At 44.3% G+C, this 17,983-nt stretch carries 13 protein-coding genes and 1 other annotated feature; all 13 genes read left to right on the top strand.

What is annotated here, in order from left to right; all coding sequences use genetic code 11:
• Positions 1-494 precede the first annotated feature (494 nt).
• Positions 495-744: a binding site (T-box leader), on the top strand.
• A 117-nt stretch (positions 745-861) separates the two neighbouring features.
• The 13 genes from ilvB to yihA all read left to right on the top strand — a co-directional run bounded on the left by ilvB (position 862) and on the right by yihA (position 17,982).
• Positions 862-2,586, top strand: coding sequence for an acetolactate synthase large subunit (gene ilvB / locus AAHT65_RS21170; protein WP_106046829.1), 1,725 nt, complete (start codon positions 862-864; stop codon positions 2,584-2,586).
• On the top strand, positions 2,583-3,101 hold the full coding sequence (gene ilvN, locus AAHT65_RS21165; RefSeq protein WP_003325202.1) for an acetolactate synthase small subunit: 519 nt from the start codon (positions 2,583-2,585) through the stop codon (positions 3,099-3,101). Before ilvB ends, ilvN begins: the two co-directional genes overlap by 4 nt.
• Positions 3,102-3,123: 22 nt before the next feature.
• Positions 3,124-4,152 carry a ketol-acid reductoisomerase gene (gene ilvC, locus AAHT65_RS21160; protein WP_343310780.1) on the top strand — a complete coding sequence of 343 codons (1,029 nt, stop codon included), beginning with the start codon at positions 3,124-3,126 and terminating at the stop codon, positions 4,150-4,152.
• The gene (locus AAHT65_RS21155; protein WP_268507708.1) at positions 4,139-5,695 is read left to right on the top strand and encodes a 2-isopropylmalate synthase; all 1,557 of its coding nucleotides are present in this window, start codon (positions 4,139-4,141) and stop codon (positions 5,693-5,695) included. The genes ilvC and AAHT65_RS21155 overlap by 14 nt, the downstream gene beginning before the upstream one ends.
• 20 nt (positions 5,696-5,715) lie before the next feature.
• Positions 5,716-6,813 (top strand): 3-isopropylmalate dehydrogenase, encoded by a 1,098-nt coding sequence (gene leuB / locus AAHT65_RS21150; RefSeq protein ID WP_151290363.1) that lies wholly within the window; start codon positions 5,716-5,718, stop codon positions 6,811-6,813.
• Between the two features lie 51 nt (positions 6,814-6,864).
• On the top strand, positions 6,865-8,283 hold the full coding sequence (gene leuC / locus AAHT65_RS21145) for a 3-isopropylmalate dehydratase large subunit (RefSeq protein WP_343310778.1): 1,419 nt from the start codon (positions 6,865-6,867) through the stop codon (positions 8,281-8,283).
• Positions 8,284-8,295: 12 nt separating this feature from the next.
• Entirely contained in the window at positions 8,296-8,895 is a 600-nt protein-coding gene (leuD, locus tag AAHT65_RS21140; protein WP_010789397.1) for a 3-isopropylmalate dehydratase small subunit, read from the top strand.
• Positions 8,896-9,018: 123 nt separating this feature from the next.
• The gene (ddcA, locus tag AAHT65_RS21135; protein ID WP_343310777.1) at positions 9,019-10,023 is read left to right on the top strand and encodes a DNA damage checkpoint antagonist DdcA; all 1,005 of its coding nucleotides are present in this window, start codon (positions 9,019-9,021) and stop codon (positions 10,021-10,023) included.
• 216 nt (positions 10,024-10,239) lie between these two features.
• The gene (gene tig / locus AAHT65_RS21130; RefSeq protein WP_003325210.1) at positions 10,240-11,514 is read left to right on the top strand and encodes a trigger factor; all 1,275 of its coding nucleotides are present in this window, start codon (positions 10,240-10,242) and stop codon (positions 11,512-11,514) included.
• Between the two features lie 272 nt (positions 11,515-11,786).
• A complete protein-coding gene (clpX, locus tag AAHT65_RS21125; RefSeq protein WP_003325212.1) occupies positions 11,787-13,049 on the top strand; it encodes an ATP-dependent protease ATP-binding subunit ClpX in 1,263 nt (420 codons plus the stop codon).
• 152 nt (positions 13,050-13,201) lie between these two features.
• Positions 13,202-14,860 (top strand): ATP-dependent protease LonB, encoded by a 1,659-nt coding sequence (gene lonB, locus AAHT65_RS21120; protein WP_088117691.1) that lies wholly within the window; start codon positions 13,202-13,204, stop codon positions 14,858-14,860.
• A 213-nt stretch (positions 14,861-15,073) separates the two neighbouring features.
• On the top strand, positions 15,074-17,398 hold the full coding sequence (lon, locus tag AAHT65_RS21115; protein ID WP_010789393.1) for an endopeptidase La: 2,325 nt from the start codon (positions 15,074-15,076) through the stop codon (positions 17,396-17,398).
• A complete protein-coding gene (gene yihA, locus AAHT65_RS21110; RefSeq protein ID WP_003325215.1) occupies positions 17,395-17,982 on the top strand; it encodes a ribosome biogenesis GTP-binding protein YihA/YsxC in 588 nt (195 codons plus the stop codon). Before lon ends, yihA begins: the two co-directional genes overlap by 4 nt.
• The last annotated feature ends 1 nt before the right edge of the window (position 17,983 follow it).

The raw sequence follows: 17,983 nt of genomic DNA, 5'->3' as shown, positions 1-17,983 counted from the left end.
AAGGGAAGCCGGCGGCAATCCGTGGATATCTGCATACGCTTTATTCATAAAATTACCTTTTCTATACAAGATAACAACAGTTTATGCCTATTTTCTGACGAAGAGCTTTTACTTTTGAAAATCTTTTTGCTGATATCTGTCAAAAAAGTTTCTAATGCTATATATTGCGTTATAAAATGTGACATATTGATAGGAATTTGAGAAATGATGAGGTAATGTTAATAGATTAATAAAAAAATTATAAAAACTTTTACTTTTTATAGGTCCTTATACATCAATAATGTAAGCGTATACAAATAAGATTGATTAATCTAAATTGTCTAATAATTTTAAAAATGCTGTTGACACTGCGTTCAAAGCGGCGTAAGATGAGTTCAAACAAAAGATAAATGCATGTTTCACACTTTGAAAGACCTTAATATGATGCTGTAAAACAAACCATACACATTAACTTTTTGAACCTTTGAGAACATGTTGTTAAATTAGTCTGAATAATCAAAACGAAGATGAGGATAAGTAGCTTTGAAAAAGTTTTCCACAGAGAGCCGGGAATTGCTGAGAACCGGCGGAACTTCACAGAGTGAACTCGCCTCAGAGTGCCGGTCTGAAATGAGAGTAGGACTCGGCCGAGTGAACATTGATGTTTACTCGTTACCAAAACGGATAGAAATATCCATGAGACGGCTATTTTACGGCCGTAAACAAGGGTGGTACCGCGGAAAGAAAAGCCTTTTCGCCCCTTTTGGCTAACGCAGGCATTGCGTGACCAATTGTGGGCGGAAAGGCTTTTTTATTTGAATAATCAGCTATATCAATAGATGTTGATCTATGGAGGATTCGCAACTAAAAGGAGGAAATCAAATGGGGACAAATGTACAGGTGGATTCTGCCTCTGCCAAATGTACACAGACGATGAACGGGGCACTGATGCTGATTGAATCATTAAAGAAAGAAAAAGTTGAAATGATTTTTGGGTATCCGGGCGGAGCCGTCCTTCCGATCTATGACAAGCTTTATAACTCGGGAATGGTACATATCCTTCCCCGTCACGAACAGGGGGCCATTCATGCGGCAGAAGGCTATGCGAGAGTATCAGGCAAACCTGGTGTTGTCATCGCGACTTCAGGGCCGGGAGCGACAAATTTAGTTACAGGGCTTGCGGACGCTATGATTGATTCCTTGCCTTTGGTGGTCTTTACCGGCCAGGTCGCGACTTCTGTTATCGGAAGCGATGCTTTCCAAGAAGCTGATATTTTGGGAATTACGATGCCGGTCACAAAACATAGCTACCAAGTGCGTGAGCCGGAAGATCTGCCGAGAATCATCAAAGAGGCTTTTCATATCGCAACAACGGGAAGACCGGGACCGGTATTGATCGACATACCGAAAGATGTCGCTTCAATTGAAGGTGAATTCAGTTACGATCATGAACTTGACCTCCCGGGATACCAGCCGACGAAAGAGCCTAACTATTTACAGATCCGCAAGCTGGTAGAAGCCGTAAGCAGCGCGAAGAAGCCAGTCATTTTAGCGGGCGCGGGCGTTTTGCACGGAAAAGCGTCAGAAGAATTAAAAAATTATGCTGAACAGCAGCAAATCCCGGTTGCTCATACACTTCTGGGGCTTGGCGGATTCCCTGCCGATCATCCGCTTTTCTTAGGAATGGCAGGCATGCATGGCACTTATACAGCCAACATGGCTCTCTATCATTGTGATCTGCTGATCAGCATCGGTGCCCGATTTGACGACCGTGTCACCGGAAATCTGAAACACTTTGCAAAATACGCGAAAGTCGCCCATATCGATATTGACCCGGCTGAAATCGGAAAAAATATTGAAACGCAAATCCCGGTGGTCGGCGACAGCAAAATTGTCTTGAGCGAGCTGATGAAACAAAACGGCAAGCAGAGCAATTCAGACGAATGGAAAAAGCAGCTGGCTGATTGGAAGGAAGAGTATCCTCTGTGGTACGTAGACAATGAGGAAGAGGGCTTTAAACCGCAGAAGCTGATTGAGTACATTCACCAATTTACAAAAGGCGAAGCGATTGTAGCTACTGATGTCGGCCAGCATCAAATGTGGTCAGCTCAATTCTATCCTTTGCAAAAGGCTGACAGATGGGTGACATCCGGCGGTTTGGGAACAATGGGATTTGGCCTTCCGGCAGCGATCGGGGCACAGCTTGCCGACAAAGATGCCACAGTGGTGGCGGTGCTCGGAGACGGCGGATTCCAAATGACCCTTCAAGAATTAGATGTCATCCGCCAATTACATCTTCCGGTTAAAGTCATCATTTTAAATAATGAGTGTCTCGGAATGGTAAGACAATGGCAGGAAATTTTCTATGAAGAACGTTATTCAGAGTCTAAATTCTCTTCTCAGCCGGACTTCGTTAAGCTGTCAGAGGCATACGGAATCAAAGGCATCAGAATTACATCTGAAGCGGAAGCGAAAGAACAACTGGAAGAGGCCTTAACCTCGAATGAACCGGTCGTCATTGATGTCCGGGTTGCAAGAGACGAAAAAGTATTTCCAATGATAGCGCCGGGTAAAGGGCTGCATGAAATGGTGGGGGTGAAACCTTGAAAAGAATTATTACACTGACTGTGGTTAACCGCTCCGGCGTGTTAAATCGAATTACCGGCCTTTTCTCAAAAAGACACTATAACATTGAAAGCATCACAGTCGGGCACACAGAAACAGCCGGAGTCTCAAGAATTACATTCGTTGTCCATGTAGAAGGGGAAAACGACGTTGAACAGCTGACAAAGCAGCTGAACAAACAGATTGATGTATTAAAAGTTACTGATATTACAAATCAATCTATCGTACAGCGCGAGCTGGCCTTAATCAAGGTCGTATCAGCGCCGTCAACAAGGACGGAGATTAACGGGATAATAGAACCGTTCCGCGCCTCTGTTGTCGATGTCAGCAGAGACAGTTTGGTCGTCCAGGTGACTGGCGAATCAAATAAAATTGAAGCGCTGATTGAATTGTTAAAACCTTATGGCATCAAAGAAGTAGCGAGAACAGGCACAACGGCTTTTGCCAGGGGAACCCAGCAAAAACCGTCATCCAATAAAACAATATCTATTGTATAAAACAAACAAGGGAGAGATTGAAATGGTAAAAGTATATTATAACGGTGATATCAAAGAAAACGTATTGAATGGCAAAAAAGTAGCGATTATCGGTTACGGTTCGCAAGGACACGCGCATGCTTTGAACTTAAAAGAAAGCGGAATTGACGTTGTAGTCGGCGTAAGACAAGGTAAGTCCTTTACTCAGGCTCAAGAAGACGGCCATAAGGTATTCTCGGTAAAAGAAGCAGCGGCGCAAGCAGATATCATCATGGTTCTTCTTCCGGATGAGCAGCAGCAAAAAGTATATGAAGCTGAAATCAAAGATGAATTAACAGCAGGGAAATCATTGGTATTCGCCCACGGGTTCAACGTTCATTTCCACCAGATCGTTCCTCCGGAAGATGTAGACGTATTCCTTGTAGCTCCAAAAGGACCGGGGCATCTTGTAAGAAGAACATATGAGCAAGGCGCCGGCGTACCTGCATTGTTCGCTATCTATCAAGACGTTACAGGCGAAGCGAAAGATACTGCGCTAGCTTATGCAAAAGGAATCGGCGGAGCAAGAGCGGGCGTGTTGGAAACAACGTTTAAAGAAGAAACAGAAACAGATCTTTTCGGTGAGCAGGCAGTCCTTTGCGGAGGATTATCAGCACTTGTGAAAGCAGGTTTTGAAACGTTGACAGAAGCTGGTTATCAGCCTGAACTTGCATACTTCGAATGTCTTCATGAGTTGAAATTAATCGTAGACCTTATGTATGAAGAAGGCTTGGCTGGAATGAGATATTCTATCTCTGACACTGCGCAGTGGGGAGACTTCGTATCAGGACCTCGCGTTGTAGACGAAAGTGTAAAAGAATCTATGAAAGAAGTCTTAAAAGATATCCAAAACGGAACATTCGCAAAAGAATGGATCGTAGAAAATCAAGTGAACCGCCCTCGCTTCAACGCAATTAATACAAGTGAAAACGAGCATCAAATTGAAATCGTCGGCAGAAAGCTTCGTGAAATGATGCCGTTTGTCAAACAAGGTAAGAAGAAGGAAGCGGTGGTCTCCGTTGCGCAAAATTAATTTCTTTGACACGACGCTTCGTGACGGTGAACAGTCTCCCGGCGTGAACTTAAACGCTCAAGAGAAGTTAGCCATTGCAAAGCAGCTTGAAAGACTCGGGGCAGATGTAATCGAAGCGGGGTTTCCCGCTTCATCCCGAGGGGATTTCTTAGCTGTTCAGGAAATTGCAAGAACTGTTAAGCAATGTTCAGTCACCGGGCTTGCCCGCGCTGTTAAAGGGGACATCGACGCGGCTTGGGACGCATTAAAAGACGGAGCTTTTCCAAGGATACACGTGTTTATCGCCACATCTGACATCCATTTGAAGCACAAACTGAAAATGACCCGTGATGAGGTCGTTGAAAAAGCGGTTGCGATGGTGAAATATGCGAAGGAACGCTTCCCGGTTGTCCAATGGTCCGCAGAGGACGCGTGCCGGACTGAGCTTCCATTTTTAGCGGAGATTGTTGAAAAAGTGATAGATGCCGGGGCGAGTGTCATTAACCTTCCTGATACTGTCGGTTATTTAGCTCCTGCAGAGTACGGAAAAATCTTTAAATATATGAAAGAAAACGTTCCGAACATTGATAAAGTGAAGCTTTCCGCTCACTGCCACGATGATTTGGGAATGGCGGTTGCGAATTCGCTCGCCGCAATTGAAAACGGTGCTGATCAAATTGAATGTGCCATTAACGGAATCGGTGAAAGAGCCGGAAATGCAGCGCTTGAAGAAGTCGCAGTTGCCCTCCACATCAGAAAAGATTACTACAACGCTGAGTCATCTATTACTTTAAATGAAGTAAAGCGTACAAGTGATTTGGTGAGCAAGTTGACCGGAATGGCGGTTCCGCGCAACAAAGCAGTTGTTGGAGACAATGCATTCGCCCACGAATCAGGCATTCACCAGGACGGCTTCTTGAAAGAAAAATCCACTTATGAAATTATCTCACCTGAGCTGGTCGGTGTCACGGTTGACGCTTTAGTGTTAGGAAAGCATTCCGGACGCCATGCGTTTAAAGACAGACTTGTCACTTTAGGGTTCCAGTTTGATCATGAGGAAATTAATAAATTCTTTACGATGTTTAAAGACCTGACAGAGAAGAAAAAGGAAATCACAGATGAGGATCTTGTCTCTCTTATTTTAGAAGAAAAAGTAACAGACCGCAAGATTGGCTATGACTTTCTTTCTCTTCAAGTTCATTATGGAACATCACAAGTGCCGACTGCGACTGTGTCATTAAAAAATCAAGAAACTGACGAACTGATACAGGAAGCTGCTACGGGAGCCGGAAGCGTAGAAGCCATCTATAACACACTTGAGCGCTGTATGGATAAAGATATAGAACTGCTTGATTATCGGATTCAGTCTAATAGAAAAGGCGAAGACGCATTTGCGCAAGTTTATGTGAGAGTGCTTGTTAATGGTAAAGAATCAGCTGGGCGGGGCATCGCACAGGATGTGCTGGAAGCTTCCGCAAAAGCCTATTTAAACGCAGTTAATCGCCAATTGGTCTTTCAATCTAATATGAGCGGATTAAAGAACTATACAGCTGTCGGATCGTAGCAGAAAGGAGAACGGTTAACTTGAAGAAAAGAATTGCTCTTTTACCCGGAGACGGGATCGGCCCAGAAGTACTTGAATCAGCGGTAGACGTATTGAAAAGTGTTGCCGAAAGGTTCAGCCATGAGTTTGTATTCGAATACGGCCTGATTGGAGGAGCCGCGATCGATGAACATAACAATCCTCTGCCAGAAGAAACGGTCACCGTTTGTAAAAATGCGGACGCGATTTTGCTGGGCGCTGTCGGCGGCCCAAAATGGGATCAAAACCCTTCAGAGCTTAGACCTGAGAAAGGCTTGCTCGGCATCAGAAAACAGCTTGATCTTTTTGCGAACCTGCGTCCTGTGAAAGTGTTTGATAGCCTTGCTGACGCGTCTCCTTTAAAACAGGAATACATTGATAACGTTGATTTCGTTATTGTGCGAGAGCTGACAGGCGGTTTATATTTCGGTCAGCCGAGCAAACGATACGTAAACAGCGAAGGAGAACAAGAGGCTGTAGACACTCTCTTTTATAAGCGGGAAGAGATTGAACGTGTGATCAGAGAAGGCTTTAAAATGGCTCAAGGGAGAAAAGGCAAAGTAACGTCTGTCGATAAAGCGAATGTTCTTGAATCCAGCCGTTTATGGCGTGAAGTGGCTGAAGATGTCGCTAAAGAATTTCCAGATGTGAAGCTTGAGCATATGCTCGTCGATAATGCGGCGATGCAGCTGATCTACGCGCCGAGCCAATTTGATGTGGTCGTGACGGAAAATATGTTCGGAGACATTTTAAGTGACGAAGCTTCCATGCTGACGGGTTCTCTCGGAATGCTCCCATCAGCCAGCTTATCAAGCTCCGGTCTTCATTTATTTGAACCTGTCCATGGCTCTGCTCCTGATATCGCAGGTAAGGGAATGGCAAATCCTTTTGCGGCCATTTTGTCAGCGGCAATGCTTTTGAGAACATCTTTCGGTCTGGAAGACGAAGCAAAAGCGGTAGAAAATGCGGTAAACAAAGTACTCGCCGCTGGTAAAAGAACAAGAGATTTAACGAAAAATCAAGAGTATAGCAACACTCAGACGATTACTGAGGAAGTTAAGGCTGCGTTAGCCGGGGAAAATACAATTTCTATAGTGTGACAGCTTGAAAAATAAGCGGTCTTAGTTCATAGGTAGAGGGAGGAAATAAAGATGATGCCTCGAACGATCATCGAAAAGATTTGGGATCGGCATGTAGTAAAAAATGGTGAGGGAAAACCGGATCTTCTCTATATTGATTTGCACCTTATTCATGAGGTGACATCTCCTCAGGCCTTTGAAGGCTTGAGACAAAAAGGAAGAAAGGTCAGAAGGCCTCAAAATACGTTTGCGACAATGGATCATAATATTCCTACCGTGAATCGCTTTGAGATTAAGGATGAAGTTGCGAAGCGTCAGGTGACTGCGCTGGAACGGAATTGTGAAGATTTTGGCGTCCGCCTTGCCGATCTTCACAGCGTGGATCAAGGAATTGTCCATGTGGTCGGACCTGAGCTCGGATTGACGCTGCCGGGTAAAACCATTGTGTGCGGCGACAGCCATACATCAACTCACGGAGCATTCGGTGCACTTGCTTTTGGTATCGGCACGAGTGAGGTTGAACATGTTCTTTCCACACAGACACTTTGGCAGCAGCGACCGAAAACGCTTGAAGTCCGCGTAGACGGAACGCTTCAAAAAGGGGTAACGGCGAAGGATGTCATTCTTGCCGTCATCGGTAAATACGGCGTGAAATTCGGCACGGGATATGTCATTGAATACACTGGGGAAGTATTCAGAAACATGTCGATGGATGAGCGGATGACTGTTTGCAACATGTCGATCGAAGCAGGCGCCAGAGCAGGCATGATTGCGCCCGATGAGATTACATTTGAGTATTGCAAAAACCGCAAGTACACGCCTAAAGGCGAAGAGTTTGATAAAGCGGTGGATGAATGGAAAGCGTTAAGAACAGACCCTGGTGCTGTGTACGATAAATCAATCGTCCTGAATGGAAACGAGATTTCTCCGATGGTGACATGGGGAATCAATCCTGGAATGGTTCTTCCTGTGGATTCAGAAATTCCGGCGCCTGAAAGCTTTGCGGCGGAAGACGATAAGAAGGAAGCAATCCGCGCATATGAATACATGGGTGTTACGCCTCATCAAAAAATAGAAGACATTATGGTGGAGCATGTGTTTATCGGATCATGCACGAATTCTCGCATGACGGATCTTCGTCAAGCCGCCGAAATGATCAAGGGCCAAAAGGTATCTGATAAAGTCAGAGCAATCGTTGTTCCCGGCTCCCAAAGCGTAAAGCTGGAGGCTGAGAAAGAAGGGCTTCATCATATTTTCCTGGAAGCCGGGTTTGAGTGGAGAGAGTCAGGATGCAGCATGTGTTTAAGCATGAATAATGATGTTGTCCCTGAGGGAGAACGCTGTGCGTCGACATCCAACCGCAACTTCGAAGGAAGACAGGGGAAAGGCGCCAAAACTCATCTCGTCAGCCCGGCAATGGCTGCTATGGCCGCTATTCACGGCCGCTTCGTTGATGTAAGGAAGTATTATCAGGAAAAAACAGTTGTGTAAGGAGTGCGCGAGATGGAACCTTTAAAAACCCATACAGGAAAAACGGCCGTATTAAACCGAATTAACGTGGACACGGACCAGATTATTCCGAAACAGTTTTTGAAAAGAATTGAAAGAACGGGTTACGGCCGATTTGCATTTTTCGACTGGAGATACTCAGCTGACGGAGAGCCGAATCCGGATTTTGAATTAAACCAGCCGGCTTACCAGGGAGCATCCATTTTAATAGCCGGAGAAAACTTCGGCTGCGGATCATCACGCGAACATGCTCCATGGGCGCTTGATGATTACGGCTTTAAGATTATCATCGCACCGTCATTTGCCGACATTTTTCATCAAAACTGCTTTAAAAACGGTATGTTGCCGATTCGTATGCCATATGAAAACTGGAAGGAACTCGCCGGTCAGTATGAAAATCAGTCTTTGACAATGACTGTTGATCTTGAAAATCAGCTGATTCATGACAGCGAGGGGAACCAGATTTCCTTTGATGTTGATCCGCATTGGAAAGAGATGCTTGTAAACGGACATGATGAAATTTCATTAACGCTTTTGCTTGAAGATGAAATCAATCAATTTGAAACGAAAAGAAGTTCTTGGCTTCAAGCCTGAAAAAAAGCTGCCCGACATTTGGTCGGCAGCTTTTTTTTATCAATGACAAGCCTTTCCTTTCTTGTGTTTATGAACGTGTGTTGTTACACTTGAAAAAAATAAGTGCCTGAAAGGAATATAGGTATGACGCATGACAAGAAAAACGCAAAGATTATTCCTTTTCCTAATCTGAAAGACCGGCTTGTGGATAAGGGAATGGCTGCTTTGAAGGAAAAAAAGTATCAGGAAGCCCTTCAGCTGTTTTCAGAAGCCATGCACTATGAAGATACAGAATCCGATCTTCATTTAGGGATGGCTATCTGTTTTTTAGAGCTTGGCGAACTGGAAGATGCAAAAAACGTGTGTGAAAAAATGCTGAAAGAAGGATACGGCCATTATTTTACCGTTTTACAGGTCTACATGACCATTTTGATTCAGCTAAAGCAATATGAAGAAGTGAAAAGCACGATTGAAGCCGTTCTGGAAGAAAATCAGTTTCCGGCGGAAAGCGCAGAACAATTTTATAAGCTGCTTGATTTCAGCCGGAAAATGACTGATCCGGAGCGTCAGGACGAAGCCTGGGCTGAAGAAGACGAGGACGGCCTGGACACAGAGAAACTGTTATCAAGCCCTGAGGAACAAATGAATTTGATCCATTCATTAAAAGACCGCAATCTGGCCAGCCATACAGGACTGTTAAAAACAATCCTTCAGGACCCCGCCGCGCATCCGGTCATCAAAACAATGATTCTCCATTTAATGGCGGAGCATGACTATAACAAACCGGTCCATATCAACAAGTTTGGCGAATCCATGACGACTCTTCCAAGCGAAGCTGTACAGCCTGAAGCCGCGCCTATTTTACACCGTGTGCTCCGCTTGCTTGATGAGACGCTCGGAAATGAGAATCCGACCCTGTACGCTGCCGTTGAGGAGCTGTGGAGAAGGCATCTGTACGTTTTATATCCGTTTCAGCCCAAATTGCTTAGTGCCGACTTGTGGGCGGCTGCTCTGCATAAAGTCGGTTATGAGCTGCACGGAATTGAAATTGACAGAGAAGAACTGCACATGATGTATGAGTTCACCGACAGAGAACTTGAAGAAGCGTGTACGATGATCAAAGATATTGAAGAAATTTCTTATTTGTAAATCGCGCCATATAGTTGAAAGCGTTATGTGTTATGTTATAATATAATGGTTGTATTTGTGTATAACGGGTTAAAGAATAGGAAATATGGTTGGACAGGCTTTCATTGTACATAATGATTCTGATCTTTAGCAGCTTTGTTTTTGTTGGACGAAGCCGTTACATTGCTTTAGAATGGAAAACCGACACAACCTGAATAGATTTTTGGAGGGAAACACATGTCTGTAAAATGGGAAAAACAAGAAGGAAACGAAGGCGTTTTAACGGTTGAAGTTGATGCTGAAACGTTTAAAACAGCTCTTGATGATGCATTTAAAAAAGTAGTGAAGCAAGTATCAATTCCAGGCTTCCGTAAAGGAAAAATTCCTCGCGGATTATTCGAACAGCGCTTTGGCGTTGAAGCTCTTTACCAAGATGCTTTGGATATTTTACTTCCTGTAGAATACCCGAAAGCAATTGAAGAAGCGGGTATCGAGCCTGTAGACCGTCCGGAAATCGACGTTGAAAAAATCGAAAAAGGCGAAAGCTTGATCTTCACTGCTAAAGTGACTGTTAAACCTGAAGTGAAGCTTGGCGATTACAAAGGCCTAAACGTTGAAAAAGACGAAACGGCTGTAACTGACGAAGACGTCCAAAACGAATTGAAAGCACTTCAAGAGCGTCAAGCTGAGCTTGTCGTAAAAGAAGAAGGCACTGTAGAAGAAGGAAACACAGTTGTTCTTGATTTCGAAGGATTCGTAGACGGAGAAGCATTCGAAGGCGGAAAAGCTGAGAACTACTCACTTGAAGTTGGTTCAGGCTCATTCATTCCTGGCTTCGAAGAGCAGCTTACAGGCCTTGAAGCTGGCGCTGAAAAGGATGTTGAAGTGACATTCCCTGAAGAGTACCATGCTGAAGACCTTGCCGGAAAGCCTGCTGTTTTCAAAGTGAAAATCCATGAAATCAAAGCAAAAGAACTTCCTGAGCTTGATGACGAATTCGCAAAAGACGTAGACGAAGAAGTTGAAACTCTTGCTGAATTGACTGAAAAAACAAAGAAACGTTTAGAAGAAGCGAAAGAAAACGAAGCTGACGCTAAATTGCGTGAAGAGCTTGTTCTGAAAGCTTCTGAAAATGCTGAAGCTGACGTGCCTCAGGCTATGATTGACACTGAGCTTGACCGCATGATGAAAGAATTCGAACAGCGTCTGCAAATGCAAGGTATGAACCTTGAGCTTTACACTCAATTCTCAGGACAAGACGAAAACGCGTTAAAAGAGCAAATGAAAGAAGATGCTGCAAAACGCGTAAAATCTAACCTGACTCTTGAAGCAATCGCTCAAGCGGAAAATCTTGAAGTAACAGATGAGGAAGTAGATGCTGAGCTTACTAAAATGGCTGAAGCATACAACATGCCTGTTGAAAACATCAAACAAGCGATCGGTTCAACTGACGCAATGAAAGAAGATTTAAAAGTTCGCAAAGCAATTGATTTTCTTGTAGAAAACCGCTAAGATGGTGCATAATAATAGTTATAACAAAACAGGGCGCGAATAATTCGTGCCTTGTTTTGTACAATTATGATATATCTCTTTTTCTTGGGGCAAGATAGTTAATGCCGGGCTGTTTTTTGTCATACATATAGAATGTGCAAGTAAGAAACACATCGTTACCGTCTTTTTGGAAAGTATGGTAAAATGCAATACATACTCGATCGTTTCAAGAATCATTTTCTTTTGCTCTGCCGGTAAAAGAAAAAAGTGAGACAAGATTAAGGGGTGAAAGAATGTTTAAATTCAACGAGGAAAAAGGACAATTAAAATGCTCGTTCTGCGGAAAAACACAGGACCAGGTTCGTAAGCTGGTTGCCGGACCTGGTGTTTATATATGCGACGAATGTATCGAGCTCTGTACGGAGATTGTAGAAGAGGAACTCGGAACAGAAGAAGAAGTGGAATTTAAGGACGTTCCGAAGCCGCAGGAAATTCGTGAAATTCTCAACGAATATGTTATCGGACAGGAACAAGCGAAAAAATCACTGGCTGTTGCGGTTTATAACCACTACAAGCGTATCAACTCTAACAGCAAAGTGGACGATGTCGAGCTGTCAAAAAGTAACATTTCAATGATCGGACCGACGGGAAGCGGTAAAACCCTTCTTGCCCAAACTCTGGCCCGTATATTAAATGTACCGTTTGCCATTGCTGACGCTACATCATTAACGGAAGCCGGATATGTCGGTGAAGATGTTGAAAACATCCTATTAAAGCTCATCCAAGCAGCCGATTATGATGTCGAAAAAGCGGAAAAAGGCATTATCTATATTGACGAAATTGATAAAGTTGCAAGAAAATCTGAGAATCCGTCTATTACACGCGATGTGTCCGGTGAAGGTGTGCAGCAGGCATTGCTGAAAATCCTTGAAGGCACAGTAGCAAGCGTGCCGCCTCAAGGCGGACGTAAGCACCCGCATCAGGAGTTTATCCAAATCGACACAACAAACATTCTGTTTATTTGCGGCGGTGCCTTTGACGGGATCGAACAGATCATTAAACGCCGTTTAGGCCAAAAAGTGATCGGATTCGGATCGGATAACAAAGTTGCAGATCTGGAAAAAGAAGAGCTTCTCTCAAAAGTACTTCCTGAAGATTTGCTTCGTTTCGGGTTAATTCCTGAATTTATCGGTCGTCTTCCAGTCATTGCAAGCCTTGAACAGCTTGATGAAACAGCGTTGGTTGAAATTTTAACTAAACCGAAAAACGCTCTTGTCAAACAATATAAGAAAATGCTTGAGCTTGATGACGTTGAGCTTGAGTTTGAAGAAGACGCTTTAGCTGAAATTGCCAAAAAAGCGATCGAGCGCAAAACAGGCGCGCGCGGACTTCGTTCTATTATTGAAGGCATCATGCTTGATGTAATGTTTGATCTGCCTTCCCGTGATGATATCGAAAAATGTGTCATTACCGGAGCAACAGTGGCAGACGGTGAAGCGCCGCGTCTTGTGTTAAAAGACGGCACAGTTATTAATGAAGATAAAACATCTGCATAATGCGTCTAAAAAGCCTCCTGAGTGGTGACATTCAGGAGGCTTTTTTCTCGTGTAAACTCTTCTCAAAAACGTTTATTCAGCTCTTGTCTGGGAGATACTAGCAGGCAGAGGAATAAATTGATACATAAATCGTTTTTTCAGGAGGGACCATCATGAGTTGGACAGGGATCGCATTATTTATACAGCTGTTTTTTGGGATTGTCATCGGATTATATTTTTGGAATTTGCTGAAAAACCAAAGGACACAGAAGGTTACAATAGATAAAGAATCGAAAAAGGAGATGGAGCAGCTGCGTAAAATGCGCTCTATCCGCTTATCGGAGCCTTTATCAGAAAAAGTTCGGCCTAAAAGCTTTCAGGATATTGTCGGACAGGAAGATGGGATTAAAGCTTTAAAAGCCGCATTGTGCGGGCCTAATCCGCAGCACGTTATCGTCTACGGGCCTCCGGGTGTCGGCAAAACAGCTGCGGCCCGTCTTGTGCTGGAAGAAGCAAAAAAACATAAACAATCACCCTTTAATGAACAAGCTGTTTTTGTAGAATTGGATGCGACGACAGCCCGTTTTGACGAAAGGGGAATTGCAGATCCGCTCATCGGCTCAGTGCATGATCCGATTTATCAAGGAGCGGGTGCAATGGGGCAGGCCGGAATTCCGCAGCCGAAGCAGGGGGCTGTGACGCATGCCCACGGAGGGGTGCTGTTTATTGATGAAATCGGCGAGCTGCATCCTATTCAAATGAATAAAATGCTCAAGGTGCTTGAGGATCGCAAAGTGTTCTTGGACAGCGCTTATTACAGTGAAGAGAATACGCAAATCCCCAATCACATCCATGATATTTTTCAAAACGGGCTTCCCGCTGATTTTCGCCTTATTGGGGCGACAACGAGAATGCCGAACGAGATTCCGCCGGCGATTCGTTCCCGCTGTTTAGAAGTATTTTTCCGGGAACTTGAGAAAGACGAGCTGAAAGCAGTTGCGAAAACCGCGGCAGATAAGATTCAAAAAGACATTTCTGACAAGGGGCTTGATTTATTAACGAGCTATACACGAAACGGGCGGGAAGTTGTCAATATGATTCAAATCGCTGCCGGTATGGCAGTCACTGAAGAACGGAAAGACATTACCATTGAAGATGTTGAATGGGTCGTCCATTCCAGTCAGCTTACTCCTAAACACGAACAGAAAATCGGTTCCGCTCCGCAAGTCGGGATCGTAAACGGACTTGCTGTTTACGGACCTAACAGCGGCTCATTGCTCGAAATTGAAGTGAATGTAACGGCAGCTCAGGATAAGGGGTCAATTAACATCACCGGGATTGCGGAAGAAGAAAGCATCGGCAGCCAGTCAAAATCAATTCGCCGGAAAAGCATGGCGAAAGGCTCAGTGGAAAACGTGTTAACCGTTCTCCGCACAATGGGAATCAAACCGACGGATTATGATATTCATATCAATTTCCCCGGCGGCATTCCGATTGACGGACCTTCCGCGGGTATAGCGATGGCAGCGGGGATTTTTTCTGCGATCCATAAGATTCCGATTGACAATAAGGTTGCGATGACAGGAGAAATCAGCTTGAACGGGCTTGTAAAGCCAATCGGCGGTGTAATTCCTAAAATTAAAGCGGCGAAACACTCCGGTGCACAGAAGGTCATTATTCCTTATGACAATAAGCAGTCGATTCTCAAACAAATTGATGGCATCACTATTATAACGGTCAAAACGTTCCAAGAGGTGCTGGATGCGGCGTTGATTGATCCGCCTTCTGAGCAAAAACCATTTCCCATCGAAATCAATAAAGAATCCGTTTAACCCTATTATAATAATAGGGTTTTTTTCATGAAGGTCATCTTTTCCTTTTTCAGATTAGAAAGAAAGGGTATACTACGAGGAGACTGCTTTTTAGAAAATCGAACCGGATGGATACATGTTGTCAATTTCGGAACTATGAAATCCTGGAATTGTACAAGGATGAAAAAGTTGTATTATAATGGTTCATACTAAAGTCACGGAGGTGTCAGTCACATGGCAGAAGAATTAAAACGCAGCATCCCGCTCCTCCCTTTAAGAGGCTTATTGGTGTACCCGACGATGGTTTTGCATTTAGATGTGGGCCGTGATAAGTCGGTTCAGGCTCTTGAACAGGCAATGATGCATGATCATATGATATTTTTAGCCACTCAGCAGGATATTTCTATAGACGAACCGGGTGAAAATGAAATTTTTACTGTCGGCACCTATACAAAAATCAAACAGATGCTGAAACTTCCGAACGGAACAATCCGAGTTCTGGTTGAGGGGATACAACGCGCGCAAATCACTGAATACACGGAACTGGAAGAGTATACAACAGTTGATATTCAGCTTATTCACGAAGATGATTCGAAAGACGTAGAAGACGAAGCCTTGATGCGTACCTTGTTGGATCATTTTGACCAGTACATAAAAATTTCTAAAAAAATATCGGCTGAAACCTATGCCGCTGTTACTGATATTGAAGAGCCCGGCAGAATGGCGGACATCGTCGCTTCGCATCTTCCGCTGAAATTAAAGGACAAACAGGATATTTTAGAAACGGCTGCTGTAAAAGACAGGCTGAACAAAGTAATTGATTTGATCAATAATGAAAAAGAAGTGCTTGAAATTGAGAAGAAAATCGGCCAGCGTGTCAAACGGTCGATGGAGCGTACGCAAAAGGAATATTATTTGCGCGAACAGATGAAGGCGATTCAAAAAGAGCTTGGCGATAAAGAAGGGAAAACGGGCGAGGTCCAAAGCTTGACAGAAAAAATTGAACAAGCGGGCATGCCGGACCATGTCAAAGAAACGGCGCTGAAAGAATTAAGCCGTTACGAAAAAGTCCCGTCCAGTTCCGCGGAAAGCTCTGTGATCCGCAATTATATCGACTGGCTTATTGCGCTCCCTTGGACGGATGCGACAGAAGATAAGCTTGACATAAAAGCAGCCGGTGATCTTTTAGATGAAGAGCATCACGGACTTGAGAAAGTAAAAGAACGGATTTTGGAATACTTAGCCGTTCAGCAGCTGACAAAATCATTAAAAGGTCCGATTCTTTGTCTGGCGGGACCTCCGGGAGTCGGGAAAACATCTCTGGCAAAGTCCATTGCAAAAAGCATGGGCCGCAGCTTTGTGAGAATCTCGCTTGGCGGTGTTCGTGATGAATCAGAAATCCGCGGACACAGACGAACCTATGTTGGTGCGATGCCGGGGCGTATTATTCAGGGAATGAAAAAAGCCGGCAAGCTGAATCCGGTTTTCTTGTTAGATGAAATTGATAAGATGTCTTCGGATTTCAGAGGCGACCCTTCGTCTGCTATGCTTGAAGTGCTGGACCCGGAACAAAACAGCACATTCAGTGATCACTACATCGAAGAAAACTTTGATTTATCGAAAGTCCTTTTTATCGCAACGGCTAATAATCTGGCAACGATTCCTGGCCCTCTCAGAGACAGAATGGAAATCATCAATATATCAGGTTACACTGAAATAGAGAAGCTTGAAATTGTAAAAGATCATTTACTGCCGAAACAGCTTAAAGAGCACGGGCTGAAAAAAGGAAACTTGCAAATACGCGATCAGGCGATTCTTGATATCATCCGTTACTATACGAGAGAAGCAGGGGTCAGAAGCCTTGAACGCCAGCTTGCCGCAATTTGCCGTAAAGCTGCCAAATCAATTGTAGCAAAGGAAAGAAAGCGGATTACGGTGACTGAAAAAAATCTTCAGGATTTTATCGGCAAACGGATTTTCAGATACGGCCAAGCGGAAACGGAAGATCAGGTGGGGGTCGTCACGGGATTGGCCTACACGACGGTCGGAGGAGACACGCTGTCCATTGAAGTATCGTTATCACCTGGGAAAGGCAAGCTCATTTTGACCGGAAAGCTTGGGGATGTGATGAGAGAATCGGCACAGGCGGCATTCAGTTATGTCCGTTCAAAAGCTGAAGAGCTCGGAATCAAACCTGATTTTCATGAAAAATATGATATTCACATCCATGTTCCGGAAGGAGCAGTCCCTAAAGACGGGCCGTCAGCGGGAATAACAATGGCCACAGCGCTTGTTTCCGCTTTAACAGGGCGCCCGGTATCCCGGGAAGTCGGAATGACAGGAGAAATTACGCTGAGAGGCCGTGTGCTGCCGATCGGCGGACTGAAAGAAAAAGCGCTCGGCGCACATCGTGCGGGTCTAACCACAATCATTGCGCCGAAGGACAACGAAAAAGATATAGAAGACATACCCGAAAGCGTCAGAGAAGGGTTAACCTTTGTGTTAGCGTCACATCTAGACGAAGTTTTGGAGTATGCTTTAGTGGGAGAGAAAACATGAAAGTAACAAAGTCAGATATCGTGATCAGCGCAGTAAAACCGGAACAGTACCCTGAGGGGGGCCTGCCGGAAATTGCGCTGGCCGGAAGATCAAACGTAGGAAAGTCATCTTTTATCAATTCATTAATCAATCGTAAAAATCTTGCCAGAACATCATCAAAACCGGGAAAAACACAAACTTTGAATTTTTATATCATAAACGATGACCTTCATTTCGTGGATGTACCTGGTTATGGCTTTGCCAAAGTCTCAAAAACAGAGCGTGAAGCGTGGGGCAGGATGATTGAAACCTATATCACCACACGTGAGGAATTGAAAGCCGTGGTGCAGATCGTGGATTTGAGGCACGCCCCGTCAGCAGATGACGTGTCAATGTATGATTTCTTAAAGCATTATGGCATTCCTGTGATTATTATCGCTACGAAAGCGGACAAGATTCCGAAAGGGAAATGGGATAAACACGCAAAAGTGGTCAGACAAACGCTTAATATCGAGCCGGAAGACGAGCTGATTCTGTTTTCCTCTGAAACGAAAAAGGGGAAAGATGAAGCGTGGGGAGCCATTAAAAAAATGATAAACCGGTAGA

Origin of the sequence: Bacillus atrophaeus, assembly GCF_039519175.1 — a bacterium.
Lineage (GTDB): Bacteria > Bacillota > Bacilli > Bacillales > Bacillaceae > Bacillus > Bacillus atrophaeus.
Note: the sequence above shows the minus strand (reverse complement) of the source record. Positions and strands in the feature narration are given on the sequence as shown.